This window comes from Pseudomonas sp. P97.38, from assembly GCF_001269745.1.
Taxonomy (GTDB): Bacteria; Pseudomonadota; Gammaproteobacteria; order Pseudomonadales; family Pseudomonadaceae; genus Aquipseudomonas; species Aquipseudomonas chlororaphis_E.
The window spans coordinates 1-17,438 of record NZ_LHVJ01000026.1 but is presented as its reverse complement, the minus strand read 5'-3'; the positions used below and the strand labels follow the sequence as shown (position 1 = coordinate 17,438).

Here is a 17,438-nt window from a genome sequence, read left to right as displayed (position 1 = left end):
ATGCAAATTTCAAGTTTGGGTCCAGCCATCAGACGCTATCGCAAAGTAGCGGGGCTAACTCAGGCTGAACTTGGCGAAAAAACCGGTTTTGACCCCAAAACCATCAGCCGTTTCGAAACCGGCACCTACACCCCCAGCGTCGAAGCCTTGTTCATGCTTGCCGACGTACTGGATGTGCAGTTGAAGGCCTTTTTTAGCGACATGGCCGATGAAGAAGAACAGCGAGCGTATCTGTTCGGTGTCATACACAAAGCCACCCCGAAGGATCTGGGAAAGCTGATCGCAGCGGTTGACCAGGCCATGTCCAAGCCTTGATGCAGTTGTGAAACACAAAAAAGCCTGGTTTGCCGGCGAGACGGCAGCCAGGCTTTTGCGTGGGCAATCGGTTGCCCTGCCAGCCGATGTCCGGGCAGCAGAAAGCAGCGATCTGTCGATCGGGCAACTAAAAAAGGGAATTTTACGAACCTTGCGAACGAAGGCTTGAGAGCGTTATGGAGGCAACCCCACCAGCCACACCCCGGCACACAATGTTCCCGCTGTGGCTGCTTCCTTCCGGATCTGACCAGGTTCACGGGTAATCGTTGCGGGGGGACCGATGGGGTCACCATAACGACGCTGCCTGACGGCGAGCCGCGCCATTGTACCTATCTGGCGAGAAGTTACAACCGTTCGCCATGGATTAAAAATCGAAGAGGCTCAAGCACTTGCTGGGGGAGCGGCGGCCACTTGGGAGGGTGGAGGCGGGTTCGGCATCGAGGTCGCGTGGGAGCGGGCTTTCGCGAGCAAGCTCGCCCCCACGCATTGCTACTCTCGAAGTCAGGGACAGGTGTCTGGATTACAGCAACCCGAGCAAAATTCAACAAGTGACTACCCCTGAATCCTCACAACCCTCAAGAGGAAGTTGTACACACCAGTGCAGGACAAAAAGGACCGTATTCCCCGTTGAGTGCCTGGGCCCTGACCTGAACATTGAACGACACGGGTTGGGCTCCCCCGCTGACGCGTATTTCGTGCCGGTACCAGCCTCGGCCGTCCGGGCGCACTGTGGTTGCGGGGACGTGCTGGGGCTGCCCTGTAGCGAGCGCAGTCACCTTGAACGTGTGTGCGGCCAACTGTTCGGGCCGGACGTTATCGGGAATCTGCCACGCCAATATAAGGCTGTAGCGGCTTTGGCCAGCCTGGGAAAGTCGGCGCGGCGCATTGGGAATGATCGTGGTTTGATGCTGTTCATGAAGTTTCATCGTTTCATCCATAATTAGTAAGCCATCGTCCATGGCGGCTCGTATGGTAAAAGAAACTTCAAACTCAAAGCGCCGTATACACAAACGGCATTACTTAACTGTCTTCAATGGACTACGCCAAAGAGGCTACAACAGCACCTCATCTGCCCGACCACCCTCCTCCTGAATCACCAGATGAATGAAATGCAACTTGGTGATGACCGCAGCCGGTACGACGAACGGGTAGAAATCCGGCTGGCCCATGCTGCGCGAAAGTTCGTTGAGCATGCCGGCCAGTTCGATCCAGGCGTTGACGAACGAGAGAAAGGCCGCGCCCCCGGCATGCCCCGGGTCGTACAAGGTCTCGGGCGGGAACGGTTGGTAGTCGAAATCCATTTCCCGGGCGCTCATGCCGAAGCCTAGTGCGGTGTCCACGGCATCCATCATGTGTAGGTAGTGCGCCCAGGTCTCGGCCCAGTCCTCCCAGGGATGCATGGTCGCGTAGGCGCTGACGTAGTGCGTTTGCCAGTCCAGCGGTGCGCCCTGCTGGTAGTGACGATCCAGGGCTTCGGCATAGCTGGCGCGCTCGTCGCCGAACAGCGCCCGGAACGCTTCGAGCCAATGGCTGTTGGCGATCAACCGATCCCAGTAGTAGTGACCCACCTCGTGACGGAAATGCCCGAGCAAGGTGCGATAAGGTTCGCGCATCTGCTGGCGCACGTATTCGCGATGGGCGTCGTCCGCCTCTTTGATGTCGAGGGTGATCAGCCCACTGGCGTGGCCGGTCATCGGCGGTTTGCCGTCCGGGTCGACACCGATGAAATCGAAAGCCAGGCCGGCCGTCTCGTCGACGGTTTTCGCGACGACCGGCAAGCCGAGGGTGATCAACTGCGCTACCAGGCGACGCTTAGCGATCTCGACCTTGCGCCAACGCTCGGGGTTCTCCGGGATCGACAGGTCGGGAATGGTGCGGTTCAGGCGACAGGCGATGCACAAAGTGTCGTGGTCGTTGGCTGGCAGCAACCAATTGCACCCAGCCGGAGTGTCCAGATTGGCGCAACGACGGAAAAATCCGGCCTGCGGGTCGGCATCCAGGGTCCAGGTGTCGGGTTGCTCGCCGGGTTGCAAGGAGCAGAGACGGCTCTGTTCCGGTTGATAGCCCAGCACCGCCAGGCAGGCCAGGCATTGGCTGTTGCGAAAAAACAATGACTGCCCGCACCGACACGGCCAGACCTTGCTGTTACGCGAACGGTCCCCCAGGAACGGCGCGGCGATGCGTGAGCTCAGTTGTTCGAAGAAGCGGTACATGGCGATCTCTCCCGGGAGTCTGCAAGACTAGATCATCCACATCCCCCGATCGTTCCCGTGGCGAGGGAGCTCGCTCCCGCTGGGCGGCACAGCCACCCCGGTCGCTGCCAGCTAGACCGTGATGCCATGCAGGCCAAGAAACGCGACAAACGCTTCTTCATCCAGCACCTTGAGCCCCAGCTCATTGGCCTTGGTCAACTTCGAACCCGCGCCCGGCCCGGCCACGACACAATGGGTCTTCGCCGACACGGAACCGGCGACCTTGGCCCCCAGCCCCTCCAGCTTCTCCTTGGCGACGTCGCGACTCATCAGTTCCAGCGAACCGGTCAACACCCAGGTGTGACCCGCCTCGGGCAACCCTTCGACGACTTTCTTCTCGCTCTGCCAGTGCATGCCGAAATCGCGCAACTGCTGCTCGGCGGCCTGCGCTTGCTGGCGATTCTCGGCGCTGGCAAAAAACTCGCGCACGGCGTTGGCCTGTTTTTCCGGCAACGCCTGGCGCATGTCCAGCCAGTCGGCGTCCATGACTGCTTCGAGCGAACCGAACTTGTCCGCCAGTTTCTGCGCCCCACCCGGCCCGACCGATGGCACGTGCAACTTGTCGAGGAAGCCACCGAGGGTGGTACTGGCAGAGAACTCGGCCCCCAGCTCGCCCTGATCCTGAATGTCCAGGCCGTGGCGCAGCAGGTCCTTGATCACCTGGCGGTTGTGCGGGTCTTCGAAGAAGCTGTGGATCTCGTGAGCCACTTCCAGGCCGATGTCCGGCAGGTACGTGAGCACCTGCGGCAAGGCCGCCTGGACGCGCTCCAGGGAGCCGAGGGAACGGGCCAGGACCTTGGCGGTTTCCTCGCCCACGTCCGGGATGCCCAGCGCGTAGACGAAACGCGCCAGGCTCGGTTTCTTGCTGTCGGCAATCGCCGCCAGCAGGTTCTTGCTCGACAGCTCGGCGAAGCCTTCCAGGTCGACCACCTGCTCGAACGTCAGCGCATACAGGTCCGCCGGCGACCCCACCAGGCCTTCATCCACCAACTGTTCGACGCTCTTCTCGCCCAGGCCTTCGATGTCCATGGCCCGGCGCGAGACGAAATGGATGATCGCCTGCTTGAGCTGCGCCCCGCAGGCCAGCCGACCCACGCAGCGGTACACCGCGCCTTCGCTGATGGTTTCGCGGCCTTTGCTGCGCTTGATCAGTTGCGTGCGCTCCACATGGGAGCCGCACACCGGACACTGCTGGGGGATTTCCACCGAACGAGCATGTTCCGGACGCCGCTCGGTAACGACTTGCACCACCTGCGGGATCACGTCACCGGCACGGCGAATGATCACCGTGTCGCCGATCATCAGGCCCAGCCGCGCCACTTCGTCCATGTTGTGCAGCGTGGCGTTGGCCACGGTCACGCCAGCCACTTTCACCGGCTTGAGCCGGGCCACGGGCGTGACCGCACCGGTGCGACCGACCTGGAACTCGACGTCCAGCAGTTCGGTGAGCTCTTCACTGGCCGGGAATTTATGGGCGATCGCCCAACGTGGCTCACGGGCGCGAAAACCGAGTTCGCGCTGGGAGGCGATGCTGTTGACCTTGAACACCACGCCGTCGATCTCGTAGGGCAGTGCGTTGCGCCGCTCGCCGATGTCGCGGTAGTAGTCCAGGCATTCATCGATGCCATGGGCCAGCTTCAGCTCGCGGCTGATGGGCATGCCCCAGGCCTTGAGCTGCTTGAGATTGCCGATGTGCGTGTCGGCGATGTCGCGACTGACCTGGCCAATGCCGTAGCAGCAGAATTCCAGGGGACGGTTGGCAGTGATCTTCGAGTCCAGTTGTCGCAAGCTGCCCGCCGCCGCGTTGCGCGGGTTGGCGAAGGTCTTGCCACCCACCTCCAGCTGCGAGGCATTGAGGCGCTCGAAGCCGGCCTTGGACATGTACACCTCGCCACGCACCTCCAGCACCGGCGGCCAGCCGCTGCCCTGCAACTTGAGCGGGATGTTGCGCACGGTGCGCACATTGACGCTGATGTCTTCGCCGGTGGTGCCATCACCGCGCGTGGCACCGCGCACCAGCACGCCATCCTGGTACAACAGGCTGACCGCCAGACCATCGAGCTTGGGTTCGCAGCTGTACTCCACCGCCGCCCCGCCACCCAGCAGATCGCCCATCGGCAAATCGAGGCCTTCGGTCACCCGGCGGTCGAATTCGCGCATCGTGGTTTCGTCGAAGGCGTTGCCCAGGCTGAGCATCGGGATCTCATGCCGCACCTGGCTGAACGCCGACAGCGCCACGCTGCCGACCCGCTGGGTCGGGGAGTCGCTCGTCACCAGCTCCGGGTGTTGCTCTTCCAGGGCCTTGAGCTCGTGGAACAGGCGGTCGTACTCGGCGTCCGGAATACTCGGCTCATCGAGGACGTGGTAGCGGTAATTGTGCTGATCCAGTTCGGTGCGCAGCTCTAGGATGCGGGTTTCAGCGGCTTTCATAGTGTTCTCTCATAAAGCAAAAAAGCAGCCTAGGCTGCTCAATCTTTTAAAATCTTCGGCAGTTCGCACCCGAACCTACCCATACAGAACCTGTGGCGAGGGGATCTATCCCCGCTGGGCTGCGAAGTAATCCCAAAGCCATCCATTCAATTAGCCTGATCAGGCCGGAGCGTCAGGTTTTAGGGCTGCTACGCAGCCCAACGGGGATAAATCCCCTCGCCACAAAGTCCCTCAGCTACACGTCTCTGATGACTTCAGCGCTTCTGGGTCAACGCCCGACGCTCGAACTCGACGATGCGCTGGCGGTAGTGCTCGATGGTCTGGGCGGTCAGCACGCTGCGCTGGTCATCCTTCAGTTCGCCATTGAGCTCCTGGGACAGCTTGCGAGCCGCGGCCACCATCACATCGAAGGCCTGCTTGGGATGACGCGGGCCTGGCAGGCCGAGGAAGAAGCTGACCGCCGGCGTGCTGAAATGGTCGATGTCGTCCAGGTCGAACACACCCGGCTTGACGGCGTTGGCCATGGAGAACAGCACCTCGCCGTTGCCGGCCATGCTTTCGTGCCGGTGGAAAATGTCCATCTCGCCGAAGCGCAGGCCACTTTCCAGGATGTTCTGCAACAGCGCCGGGCCCTTGAAGCCGGCCGGGTCGCGGCAGATCACGCTGATCACCAGCACTTCCTCGGCCTGGGCCTGATCCTTGTCGGCGCTAGATGTCCTGTTCTCGTCCGGGAAATCGTCGTCACGGCTGTTCAGGCTCGGGCCGCCGTCCAGGTCCAGGTTGAGGTTCAGGTCGCCCTGGGATGGCTCGCTGTTGCGCTTGCCGCGCTTGGAGCCAGACTCACGGGGCTCGCGCACCGGGGCGCTCATCGACGGCAGGTCGTGCTCATCGAGCTGCGGCTCTTTGTGCGTGTCGAGCACTCGGGGCGGGCCCAGCAGTTCGGCGTTGCCATCGTCATCCGGCAGGTTCGACAGGCTGCGGTCCAGGCGAAACTTCAGTTTCCCCTTGCCACCGCGCATGCGGCGCCAGCCGTCGAAAAGAATACCGGCAATGACAATGATGCCGATGACGATCAGCCACTCGCGCAGACCGATTTCCATGTAATCCCGTGCCTCTATAAAAATGCTGAAAAATAAGGGGCTTAGCTAATTGCAAACCGCTTTAAAACGTGGCGCCAACTCTATGTTCTGAATGGCCTTTTGCCCACGCATACGAAAAATTGACATTAAACTAGCACGACCAAAGATAACTTTACACCGTCTGTCGCATGGCCTTGTGCCAATCTGTGAAGGCGTCAGGGTAAAAAATACCTACAGCGCTCCAAGTAGATGCCCTACAGGCCCACCCTTCACGCATCCACCATTGCCATGGCCTCCTCCACATCCACTGCCACCAGCCGCGAGCAACCCGGCTCGTGCATGGTCACGCCCATCAACTGGTCGGCCATTTCCATGGCGATCTTGTTGTGGGTGATGTAGATGAACTGCACCGTTTCGGACATTTCCTTCACCAGTCGTGCGTAACGGCCCACGTTAGCGTCATCCAGGGGTGCATCGACTTCGTCGAGCATGCAGAACGGCGCCGGATTCAGTTTGAAAATGGCAAAAACCAGGGCCAGGGCGGTCAACGCCTTCTCGCCACCGGAGAGCAAATGGATGGTGCTGTTCTTCTTGCCAGGAGGACGCGCCATGATTGTCACCCCTGTATCGAGTAAATCTTCGCCCGTCAGTTCCAAGTACGCGCTGCCGCCGCCGAAAACTTTTGGGAAAAGGGCCTGCAAACCGCCGTTGATCTGATCAAAGGTATCCTTGAAGCGGTTGCGGGTTTCCTTGTCGATCTTGCGGATGACGTTTTCCAGGGTCTCCAGCGCTTCCACCAGGTCATCGTTCTGCGCGTCGAGGTAGCGTTTGCGTTCGGACTGCTGCTGGTATTCGTCGATGGCCGCCAGGTTGATGGCACCCAGGCGCTGGATGCGCTGGGCGATGCGTTCGAGCTCTTCCTCGGCGTCCTTCTCGTTCGCGCCGGCCACCAGGGTGGCGAGCACGCCGTCGAGGTCGTAGCCATCCTCCAGCAACTGGTCCTGCAAGGCCTTGCGGCGCACGGTCAGGGCTTGCCATTCCAGGCGTTGCTGTTCCATCTGGGTGCGGATCAACTGGGATTGCTGCTCGGCCTGGCTACGGCGCTTCTCGGCGTCACGCAGCTCGCGGTCGGCGTCTTCCAGGGCAATCTGCGCCGTCTTGAGTTCTTCGTCGACGGTCATGCGCTTGTCGAGCAACTCTTCGAGCTTGAGGCGCAACTCTTCCAGCGGCGCCTCGCCCTCCTCCAGGTTGAGACTCAACTGCTCGCGTTTTTCGGTCAGGCGCTCGGACTGCATTTCCAGGCGTTCCAGCGCCTGGCGCGTGGAATCGTATTGCGCCTTGAGCGAGCCCAGGCGCACGGCCAGTTGATGGGCGTGATCTTTATGCTGCCGCGCCTCTTGGCGCACCCGGTCCAGGCGCTCGCGCAGGCTGTCGCGCTGGGCCAGCAGCAACTCGCGCTGCTCGGTGTCCTGGGCCATGGCATCGAGGGCTTCCTGCAATTGCAGGCGCGCCTCGCCGATCTGTTCGTGCTCCAGCGCCCGCTGCTCACCCAGCTCGGCGATCTCTTCTTCAAGCCGCGTGCGGCGCAGCGCCAGTTGTTCGACCTTGGCCTTGCCCGCCGACAACTGAGCCTTCAGTTCGCCCTGCTGGCGAGCTTCGTCCTGCAACAGCCGTCGCAGGTGTTCGCGGCCGTTCTCCTGCTGACGCTGTTGCGCCCGCAGGTTCTGCAATTCGCTTTCCAGGGCTTCGACGCTGGCCTCGCGCTCTTCGCGCTCGGCACCCAGGCGCTGGATTTCCTGACCCCGGGCGAGCATCCCGCTCTCGGCTTCGCTGGCCCGGCGCACCCGCAGGAAATGCCGGCCAACCCAGTAGCCGTCGCGGCTGATCAGGCTCTCGCCCGGCGCCAGTTGCCCTCGCAGCGCCAGGGCCTGTTCGAGGCTCTCCACCGGCTTGACCTGGCCCAGCCAGGGCGACAGGTCGACCTGGGCCTCGACTTTGTCCAGCAGGCTGCCGGGCACGCGCACCCCATCGCCCGCCGGGCTGAGCAGGCGCAAATCGCCCTGGCTGAAGCCCGACAGGTCGAAGCCGCCGAAATCGTCCACCAACACCGCTTGCAGGTCGGCACCCAGCACGGTCTCCACCGCCAGTTCCCAACCGGCATCGACCTTCAGGCCCTCGGCCAGCCGCGGTCGCTCGGCCAGGTGCTGGTCGCGCAGCCATTCGGCGGTGCCCGTGCCCGGGTCCAGCGCGGCCTGCTGCAAGGCTTCCAGCGAGGCAAGACGGCCATTGAGCCGCTGCAATTCGCCCTGGGCCTGCTGCTGGTTGTGCAAAGCCGCCTGCAAGGCCTGGCGCAACTGCTCCAGGCGCTCGACTTGGGCGTCCTCGCTGGCCTGCAAGTCTTCGAGGGTGGCTTCGCTGGTCGCCAGTTGCTCGCTCAGGTCCAGGATCGCCGCGTCTTCCGGGTCCGCCGCCAGCAAGGCGCGCTCTTCGGCCAGACGGCGCTGGCGCTCGGCCAGGCGCTCCATGCTGGTTTCCAACTGTTGGATGCGTGACTGCTGGACCTCGGCCTGGCGGCGTGGCTCGGCCGAAGTCAGGTTGAAGCTGTCCCATTGTTCCTGCCAGCCATGCATGGTCACTTCGGCTTCTTCCAGGGCCGCGGCGGCTTCTTCGGCGGCAGCACTGGTGATTTCCTGCTCCGGCGTGAGCCGTTCCAGCTCTTCGCCAAGGGTCAGCAGCAGCGTACGGTCATGGCCCAGGTGGGATTCGGTTTCCAGCCGCGCGCGTTCGGCTTCCTTCAAGTCATCCTGCAACTGGCGCAGCCGCTGCTGGCCATGCTGGATGCTCTGTTCGACCCGGGCGATGTCGCCGCCCACGGAATAGAAGCGTCCTTGCACCAGATTGAAGCGCTCGGACAGGTCATGGTGCCCGTCCCGCAGCCGTTCGATGGCCGCGTCGGCGTTGCGCTGCTCGGCCACCAGTGCTTCGAAGCTGACCTCCTGGTTGCCGATGACCGCCTCGCGCTGGCCAACCTGTTCGTTCAACGCCTGCCAGCGCAGGGCCGAGAGCTGGGCCTTGAGCTGACGCTCCTCGGCCTTGTATTCCTGGTACTTCTTGGCCGCCTCGGCCTGACGGTGCAGGCGTTCGAGCTGCCGTTCGAGCTCTTCGCGCAGGTCGGTCAGGCGAGCGAGGTTTTCATGGGTGCGGCGGATACGGTTTTCCGTTTCCCGACGTCGTTCCTTGTATTTGGAAATACCCGCGGCTTCTTCGATGAAGTTGCGCAGGTCTTCAGGCTTGGCCTCGATCAGCTTGGAGATCATGCCCTGCTCGATGATCGAGTAGCTGCGCGGGCCCAGGCCGGTCCCCAGGAAAATGTCGGTGATGTCCCGGCGCCGGCACTTGGCACCGTTCAGGAAGTAACTGTTCTGGCTGTCGCGTGTAACCTTGCGGCGAATGGAAATCTCCGCGTAGGCCGCGTACTCGCCCACCAGGGTGCTGTCGGAGTTATCGAACACCAGTTCGATGCTGGCCTGGCTGACGGGCTTGCGGCTGGTGGAGCCGTTGAAGATGACGTCGGTCATCGACTCGCCGCGCAGGTTCTTGGCCGAACTCTCGCCCATCACCCAGCGCACGGCGTCGATGATGTTCGACTTGCCGCAGCCATTGGGGCCGACCACCGCCGCCATGTTACTGGGGAAGTTCACCGTGGTCGGGTCGACGAAGGACTTGAACCCCGCCAGCTTGATGCACTTGAGTCGCACGTCAGGCCGCCGTCAGGGCAGAAACCACCAGGTCGCAGCTGCGCTGGGCGTAGGCCGTCAGCACGATGCGGATCTGCGGCAAATCACGGGCCAGCACGGCGACGAGCAGGCGCTGGAACAAATCGAGGAACTCGCTCATTTCGGCCTTGCGCTGGTCCAGCGCCAGGAAATAGGCACGGCTCATGGCCGGTTGCAGGTTCTCGACGGTTTCCTGCAAGTACGGGTTGTTGGCAAAGGGGTACGCCGCGCGCATCACGCTGAAGCTTTCATCGACGAAGGTGCGGATGTCCTGGCGCTGGAAGGCGTCCGTCAGGCGCTGCTGGATCGCCACGAACGGCGCCATGTCGGCCGGTTGCTGCCAGCCATGGGCCACGGCATTGCCCAGCAGGATGTACAGCTCGCTCATCAGCGTGCACAGGCTGCGCACCTTGTGTTCAGTGAGTTCGGTGACGTGGGCGCCACGGCGCGGCAGGATCGCCACCAGGTGGCGCCGCTCCAGGATCAGCAAGGCCTCGCGGACCGAACCACGGCTGACGTTTAGCGCCAGGGTGACCTTCTGCTCCTGGATGCGCTCTCCCGGCTTCATTTCACCGCGAATGATGCGCTCGGCGAGATGATGGGCGATTTGCTCGGCGAGGCTGTCCGGGGCCTTGAACGTCATGGTTTTCCTTCAAACTCTTCGATTTGCACAAGCGGCGCAGTGTAGCGCACTCACTACGTCATGGCGCAGGGCCTGTACCGGGTTTTGGCACGATATAAGCAAAAAAGCAGGGTATGGCCCGAGGGTCAATACTCAATTCACCCGTTGTAAATCGACAAACCGAATTTTCCTGACCTTTAAGTCAGAAAATCATTGACCGAAAAGTCAGACCTGCTAAATTCGGCCCACGTCGATACAACAATAATGAGTCTGCGAGGCCTTCCGTGATCCAGTTTTTACTCAACCAGGAGCTCCGTAGCGAGCATGCCCTGGACCCGAACCTGACCGTGCTCAATTACCTGCGCGAGCACCTCGGCAAATCCGGTACCAAGGAAGGCTGCGCCAGCGGCGACTGTGGCGCGTGCACCGTGGTGGTGGGCGAACTGCACACCGACGAGAACGGCCGCGAAGGCCTGCGCTATCGCAGCCTCAACTCATGCCTGACGTTCGTCTCGTCCCTGCATGGCAAACAGCTGATCAGCGTCGAAGACCTCAAGCACCAGGGCCAGTTGCACAGCGTCCAGCAAGCGATGGTCGATTGCCATGGCTCGCAATGCGGCTTCTGCACGCCGGGCTTTGTCATGTCGTTGTTCGCCCTGCAGAAGAACAGCGCCCAACCCGACGCCCACAAGGCCCATGAAGCCCTCGCCGGCAACCTGTGTCGCTGCACCGGCTACCGACCGATTCTGGCCGCCGCCGAACTGGCCTGCTGCGCCAGCCAGCCGGATCAGTTCGACGCTCGCCAAGACCAGACCATCGCCCGCCTCAAAGCCATCGCCCCCACCGAAACCGGCGAACTCAACAGCGGCGACAAGCGCTGCCTGGTGCCCCTGACCGTGGCCGACCTGGCCGACCTCTATGACGCCTACCCCCAGGCGCGCCTGCTGGCGGGCGGCACGGACCTGGCGTTGGAAGTCACCCAGTTTCACCGCACCCTGCCGGTGATGATCTATGTCGGCAACGTCGCCGAACTCAAGCGCGTCGAGCGTTTCGACGATCGCCTGGAGATCGGCGCCGCCACCGCGCTGTCCGACTGCTACGAAGCCCTGAAGGCCGAATACCCGGACTTTGGTGACCTGCTGCAACGCTTCGCCTCTTTGCAGATCCGCAACCAGGGCACCTTGGGCGGCAACATTGGCAACGCTTCGCCGATCGGCGACTCGCCGCCCCTGCTGATCGCCCTCGGCGCGCAGCTCGTCCTGTGCAAGGGCCAGACCCGCCGCACCCTGGCGCTGGAAGACTACTTCATCGACTACCGGGTGACCGCCCGCCAGGAAAGCGAGTTCATCGAGAAGATCATCGTGCCCCGTGCCAGCGCCGAGCAGGCGTTCCGCGCCTACAAGGTGTCCAAGCGCCTGGACGACGACATTTCCGCCGTTTGCGCGGCGTTCAACCTGCGCATCGACAACGGCGTGGTCCGCGATGCCCGCGTGGCCTTCGGCGGCATGGCCGCGACCCCTAAGCGCGCCACCCATTGCGAAGCCGTGTTGATCGGGGCGCCGTGGAACGACAGCACCGTCGAACGTGCCTGCGCGGCCCTGGCCGAAGACTTCACGCCGCTTTCGGACTTTCGCGCCAGCAAGGAATACCGCCTGCTCAGCGCCCGCAACCTGCTGCGCAAGTACTTCATCGAACTGCAAACGCCGCACATCGAGACTCGGGTGACCGCTTATGTCTAACCACCACGCCGTAGAGAAGACCCAAGCCGAGCTGGCCGAGCTGTTCGCCCGCGACCTGAGCACCGGTGTAGGCCGCAGCGTCAAGCACGACAGCGCCGCCAAGCATGTGTCCGGCGAGGCGCAGTACATCGACGACCGCCTCGAATTCCCCAACCAGTTGCACGTCTACGCGCGCCTCTCGGACCGTGCCCACGCGCGGATCCTGCGCATCGACACCACGCCTTGCTATGCCTTCGAAGGCGTGCGCATTGCCATCACCCACGAAGACATCCCGGGCCTCAAGGACATCGGCCCGTTGCTGCCCGGCGACCCGCTGCTGGCGATCGACGATGTGCAATTCGTTGGCCAGCCGGTGCTGGCCGTCGCCGCCCGGGACCTGGAAACCGCACGCAAGGCAGCCATGGCGGCCATCGTCGAATATGAAGACCTGGAGCCAGTGCTGGACGTGGTCCAAGCATTGCGCAAACGCCACTTCGTGCTCGACAGCCACACCCATCAGCGCGGTGACTCGGCCGGCGCACTGGCGAGCGCCGAATATCGCATCCAGGGCTCGTTGCACATCGGCGGGCAGGAACATTTCTACCTGGAAACCCAGATCTCCTCGGTGATGCCCACCGAAGACGGCGGCATGATCGTCTACTGCTCCACCCAGAACCCCACCGAAGTGCAGAAGCTGGTGGCCGAAGTGCTGGGCGTGTCGATGAACAAGGTGGTGGTGGACATGCGCCGCATGGGCGGCGGCTTCGGCGGCAAGGAAACCCAGGCCGCCAGCCCGGCCTGCCTGTGCGCGGTGGTCGCCCACCTCACCGGGCAGCCGACCAAGATGCGCCTGCCGCGGGTCGAAGACATGCTGATGACCGGCAAGCGCCACCCGTTCTACATCGAATACGACGTGGGCTTCGACAGCACCGGGCGCCTGCATGGCATCGCCCTGGAACTGGCCGGCAACTGCGGCTGCTCACCGGACCTGTCGGCCTCGATTGTCGACCGAGCGATGTTCCATGCCGACAACGCCTATTACCTGGGCGACGCGACCATCAACGGCCATCGCTGCAAGACCAACACCGCGTCGAACACTGCCTACCGCGGCTTCGGCGGCCCCCAAGGCATGGTGGCCATCGAAGAAGTCATGGACGCCATCGCCCGGCACCTGGCGCTCGACCCTCTGGCCGTGCGCAAGGCCAACTACTACGGCAAGACCGAGCGCAACGTCACCCACTACTACCAGACCGTCGAGCACAACATGCTCGAGGAAATGACCCGCGAACTGGAAGAAAGCAGCCAGTACGCCGAACGCCGCGAAGCGGTGCGGCGCTACAACGCCAATAGCCCGATCCTGAAAAAGGGCCTGGCGTTGACGCCGGTGAAGTTCGGTATTTCGTTCACCGCCAGCTTCCTCAACCAGGCCGGTGCCCTGATCCACATCTACACCGACGGCAGCATCCACCTGAACCACGGCGGCACCGAAATGGGCCAGGGCCTGAACACCAAGGTCGCGCAAGTGGTGGCCGAAGTGTTCCAGGTGGAGATGGACCGGGTACAGATCACCGCGACCAACACCGACAAGGTCCCCAACACCTCGCCCACCGCCGCCTCCAGCGGTGCCGACCTCAACGGCAAGGCGGCGCAGAATGCCGCCGAGATCATCAAGCGGCGCCTGGTGGAATTCGCCGCGCGGCAGTACAAGGTCAGCGAGGAAGACGTGGTCTTCCACAACGGCCATGTGCGGGTGCGCGATCACATCCTGACCTTCGAGGCGTTGGTGCAGCAGGCGTATTTCGCCCAGGTCTCGCTGTCGAGCACCGGCTTCTACAAGACCCCGAAAATCTACTACGACCGCAGCCAGGCCCGCGGCCGGCCGTTCTACTACTACGCCTATGGCGCGGCGTGCGCCGAGGTGATCGTCGACACCCTCACCGGCGAGTACAAGATGCTGCGCACCGACATCCTCCACGACGTCGGTGCCTCGCTGAACCCGGCCATCGACATTGGCCAGGTCGAAGGCGGCTTCATCCAGGGCATGGGTTGGCTGACCATGGAAGAGCTGGTGTGGAACGACAAGGGCAAGCTGATGACCAACGGTCCGGCCAGCTACAAGATCCCCGCCGTGGCCGACATGCCGCTCGATTTGCGGGTCAAGCTGGTGGAAAACCGCAAGAACCCCGAAGACACCGTGTTCCACTCCAAGGCCGTGGGCGAGCCGCCGTTCATGCTCGGCATCGCCGCCTGGTGCGCCATCAAGGACGCCGTGGCGAGCCTGGGCGATTACCGGCACCAGCCGAAGATCGACGCGCCGGCGACACCGGAACGGGTGTTGTGGGGTTGCGAGCAGATGCGTGGGTTGAAGGCGGTCAAGGCTGAGAACGCTGAAGTCGAAGTGGCTTCGCTCTAGACCACGGCGCGGCCGATCGCGAGCAAGCTCGCTCCCACAGGGTATTTGTGAACACCGATCCAATGTGGGAGCGGGCTTGCTCGCGATGAGGCCGGAACAGACAAAAGAGATGTCGAGGTGAACATGTACAACTGGATCAGCGCCCTCGCCGACCTGCAAACCCGCGGCGAACCCTGCGTGCTGGTGACCATCATCGAAGAACTCGGCTCCACACCGCGCAACGCCGGTTCGAAGATGGTCATCAGCGCCAGCCAGACGTTCGACACCATCGGCGGCGGGCACCTGGAATACAAGGCCATGCAAATCGCCCGGCAGATGCTTGCCAGCGGCCAGCAAGCGACCCACCTGGAGCGCTTCAGCCTCGGCGCCAGCCTCGGCCAGTGCTGCGGTGGCGTGACGGTGCTGCTGTTCGAACCCATGGGCCAGGTGCAAGCGCAGATTGCCGTGTTCGGTGCCGGCCATGTCGGCCGCGCCCTGGTGCCGTTGCTGGCGAGCCTGCCTTGCAAGGTGTGCTGGATCGACTCGCGGGAAGCGGAATTCCCCGAACACTTGCCCCACGGCGTACGCAAGATCGTCACCGAAGAGCCACTGGATGAAGTCGACGAACTGCCCGCCGGCAGCTACTGCATCGTCATGACCCACAACCACGCGCTCGACCTGGAACTGAGCGCCGCGATCCTCAAGCGCAACGACTTCGCCTACTTCGGCCTGATCGGTTCGAAGACCAAGCGGGTCAAGTTCGAACATCGCCTGCGCGATCGTGGCTTCGACAGCGGCACCTTGCAACGCCTGCGTTGCCCGATGGGCATCGGCGAAGTCAAAGGCAAGCTGCCTGTGGAAATCGCCATCTCCATCGCCGGCGAAATCATCGCCACCTATAACGCCGACTTCGGCCAGCACACCGCGCGCGCCGAACCGATCGCCAAGCTGCTGCCGGCCTCGCGCCGCAGCCAGGCCAACCGTTGATTCTTCATTGAGAAACCTTTCATGCCCCTGACACGCAAAGCCTACCGCGCCGCCCTGCTCCACAGCCTCGCCGACCCGGCCGAAGTAGGGATCGAAGCCTCCTATGAGTATTTCGAAGACGGCCTGCTGGTGGTGGAAAACGGCCAGATCAGCGCCATCGGCCACGCCCATGACCTGTTGCCGACCCTGGCTGCGGACATCGAGATCAACCATTACCCCGACGCGCTGATCACCCCCGGCTTCATCGACACCCACATACACCTGCCGCAAACCGGCATGGTGGGCGCCTATGGCGAGCAATTGCTGGACTGGCTCAACACCTACACCTTCCCCTGCGAAAGCCAGTTCGCCGACCCGGCCCATGCCGCGGCCGTGGCCGATCTTTTCGTCAAGGAACTGCTGCGCAATGGCACCACTACGGCGCTGGTGTTCGGCAGCGTGCACCCACAGTCGGTGAACGCCTTCTTCGAAGTGGCCCAGAAGCTTGACCTGCGGATGATCGCCGGCAAAGTGATGATGGACCGCAACGCCCCGGACTACCTGACCGACACCGCCGAATCCAGCTACACCGAGAGCAAGGCGCTGATCGAGCGCTGGCACGGCAAGGGCCGCCTGCACTACGCCGTGACGCCCCGCTTCGCCCCCACCAGCACCCCGGAACAATTGACGCTGGCCGGCCAGTTGCTGAGCGAGTACCCCGACCTGTACATGCAGACCCACATCAGTGAAAACCTGCAGGAAGTGCAATGGGTCAAGGCGCTGTTTCCCGAGCGCAAGGGTTACCTGGACGTCTACGACCACTACCAACTGCTGGGCGAGCGCTCGGTGTTCGCCCACGGCGTGCATCTGTGCGACGACGAGTGCGCACGCCTGGCCGAAACCGGTTCGGCCATCGCCTTCTGCCCGACGTCGAACTTCTTCCTGGGCAGCGGCCTGTTCAACCTGCCCATGGCCGAGAAGCACAAGGTGAACGTCGGCCTGGGCACCGACGTGGGGGGTGGCACCAGTTTTTCACTGCTGCACACGCTGAACGAAGCCTACAAGGTGATGCAGTTGCAGGGTGCGCGGTTGAGCCCGTTCAAATCGCTGTACCTGGCGACCCTCGGCGGCGCCAGGGCCCTGCGCCTGGAAGAGCGGATCGGGACCTTGCAGCCAGGCACCGACGCGGACTTCCTGGTACTGGACTACAACGCGACGCCACTGCTGGGCTATCGCCTTAAACAGGCCCGGGACATTGCCGAGCGGTTGTTCGTGCTGATGACCCTGGGGGATGACCGGACGGTGATGGAGACTTACGCGGCCGGTAAATTGGTGCATCAGCGGTAGATTTCCTTCGCCTGCTACACCGCTTTCGCGAGCAAGCCCGCTTGTGTCTGAGTAAGGGAATAAACTCTGGGGTGAGAGGGGTAGATGGCAAGCTGTGAGTCCGCGGTGCTTGAAGCACGAGTGGGAGCAAAGCTGCCATCTACCTTTCTACTCTGGCCCATAAGCCCGAACAGTTGTACGAGCGGCACTCGAATCACAAGCGTGGGCAAAGCCAGAGCACTCTCATTTCTGAGTGTAAGAGGGTTTTGCCATGATTTCCTGGGTCGGTATCGATATATCCAAATCAAATCTCGTCGTTTGGGTTCGACCACAGAACCAAGGCTATGAGGTCCCCAATACGTCTGAGGGTTTTGCACAGCTGGTCGAACAGCTAAGCCAATACACGATTGGCCGGGTGTTACTGGAAGCCACGGGCGGCTATGARCGAAAGGTTATGGCAGCACTGCAGGAGGCAGGTTTCAATGTGCTCAGGATCAACCCTCGCCGGGCTAGAGCCTTCGCCGTAGCTATGGGCAAGAATGCCAAGACCGACCCCATCGAT

The 17,438-nt window shown here is 62.6% G+C and carries 11 protein-coding genes and 1 other RNA gene; 6 read left to right on the top strand and 6 right to left on the bottom strand.

Annotation, left to right across the window (positions count from 1 at the left end):
- Entirely contained in the window at positions 1-315 is a 315-nt protein-coding gene (locus AD664_RS21475) for a helix-turn-helix domain-containing protein (RefSeq protein ID WP_042728037.1), read from the top strand.
- A gap of 186 nt (positions 316-501) precedes the next feature.
- Here the strand turns inward: AD664_RS21475 and ffs are convergent.
- The 6 genes from ffs to AD664_RS21445 all read right to left on the bottom strand — a co-directional run bounded on the left by ffs (position 502) and on the right by AD664_RS21445 (position 10,495).
- Positions 502-598, bottom strand: an RNA gene (gene ffs / locus AD664_RS27255) — signal recognition particle sRNA small type.
- Between the two features lie 769 nt (positions 599-1,367).
- Positions 1,368-2,528 carry a putative zinc-binding metallopeptidase gene (locus AD664_RS21465; RefSeq protein ID WP_053149507.1) on the bottom strand — a complete coding sequence of 387 codons (1,161 nt, stop codon included), beginning with the start codon at positions 2,526-2,528 and terminating at the stop codon, positions 1,368-1,370.
- Between the two features lie 111 nt (positions 2,529-2,639).
- A complete protein-coding gene (ligA, locus tag AD664_RS21460) occupies positions 2,640-4,997 on the bottom strand; it encodes an NAD-dependent DNA ligase LigA (protein ID WP_053149502.1) in 2,358 nt (785 codons plus the stop codon).
- Positions 4,998-5,251: 254 nt separating this feature from the next.
- Positions 5,252-6,097: a cell division protein ZipA gene (gene zipA / locus AD664_RS21455; RefSeq protein ID WP_053149499.1), complete on the bottom strand. Its 846-nt coding sequence runs from the start codon at positions 6,095-6,097 to the stop codon at positions 5,252-5,254.
- Positions 6,098-6,345: 248 nt separating this feature from the next.
- On the bottom strand, positions 6,346-9,834 hold the full coding sequence (gene smc, locus AD664_RS21450) for a chromosome segregation protein SMC (protein WP_053149496.1): 3,489 nt from the start codon (positions 9,832-9,834) through the stop codon (positions 6,346-6,348).
- Between the two features lies 1 nt (position 9,835).
- The gene (locus AD664_RS21445; protein ID WP_042728042.1) at positions 9,836-10,495 is read right to left on the bottom strand and encodes a GntR family transcriptional regulator; all 660 of its coding nucleotides are present in this window, start codon (positions 10,493-10,495) and stop codon (positions 9,836-9,838) included.
- 263 nt (positions 10,496-10,758) lie between these two features.
- Here AD664_RS21445 and xdhA point away from each other — a divergent pair, with 263 nt between their 5' ends.
- The 5 genes from xdhA to AD664_RS21420 all read left to right on the top strand — a co-directional run.
- A complete protein-coding gene (xdhA, locus tag AD664_RS21440; protein ID WP_053149491.1) occupies positions 10,759-12,213 on the top strand; it encodes a xanthine dehydrogenase small subunit in 1,455 nt (484 codons plus the stop codon).
- On the top strand, positions 12,206-14,605 hold the full coding sequence (gene xdhB, locus AD664_RS21435) for a xanthine dehydrogenase molybdopterin binding subunit (protein WP_053149488.1): 2,400 nt from the start codon (positions 12,206-12,208) through the stop codon (positions 14,603-14,605). The genes xdhA and xdhB overlap by 8 nt, the downstream gene beginning before the upstream one ends.
- A gap of 123 nt (positions 14,606-14,728) precedes the next feature.
- On the top strand, positions 14,729-15,571 hold the full coding sequence (xdhC, locus tag AD664_RS21430) for a xanthine dehydrogenase accessory protein XdhC (RefSeq protein WP_053149484.1): 843 nt from the start codon (positions 14,729-14,731) through the stop codon (positions 15,569-15,571).
- 21 nt (positions 15,572-15,592) lie between these two features.
- Positions 15,593-16,897: a guanine deaminase gene (gene guaD, locus AD664_RS21425; RefSeq protein WP_053149482.1), complete on the top strand. Its 1,305-nt coding sequence runs from the start codon at positions 15,593-15,595 to the stop codon at positions 16,895-16,897.
- Between the two features lie 250 nt (positions 16,898-17,147).
- Positions 17,148-17,438: transposase (locus AD664_RS21420; RefSeq protein ID WP_157061590.1), on the top strand; the 291-nt coding region annotated here is incomplete at its 3' end.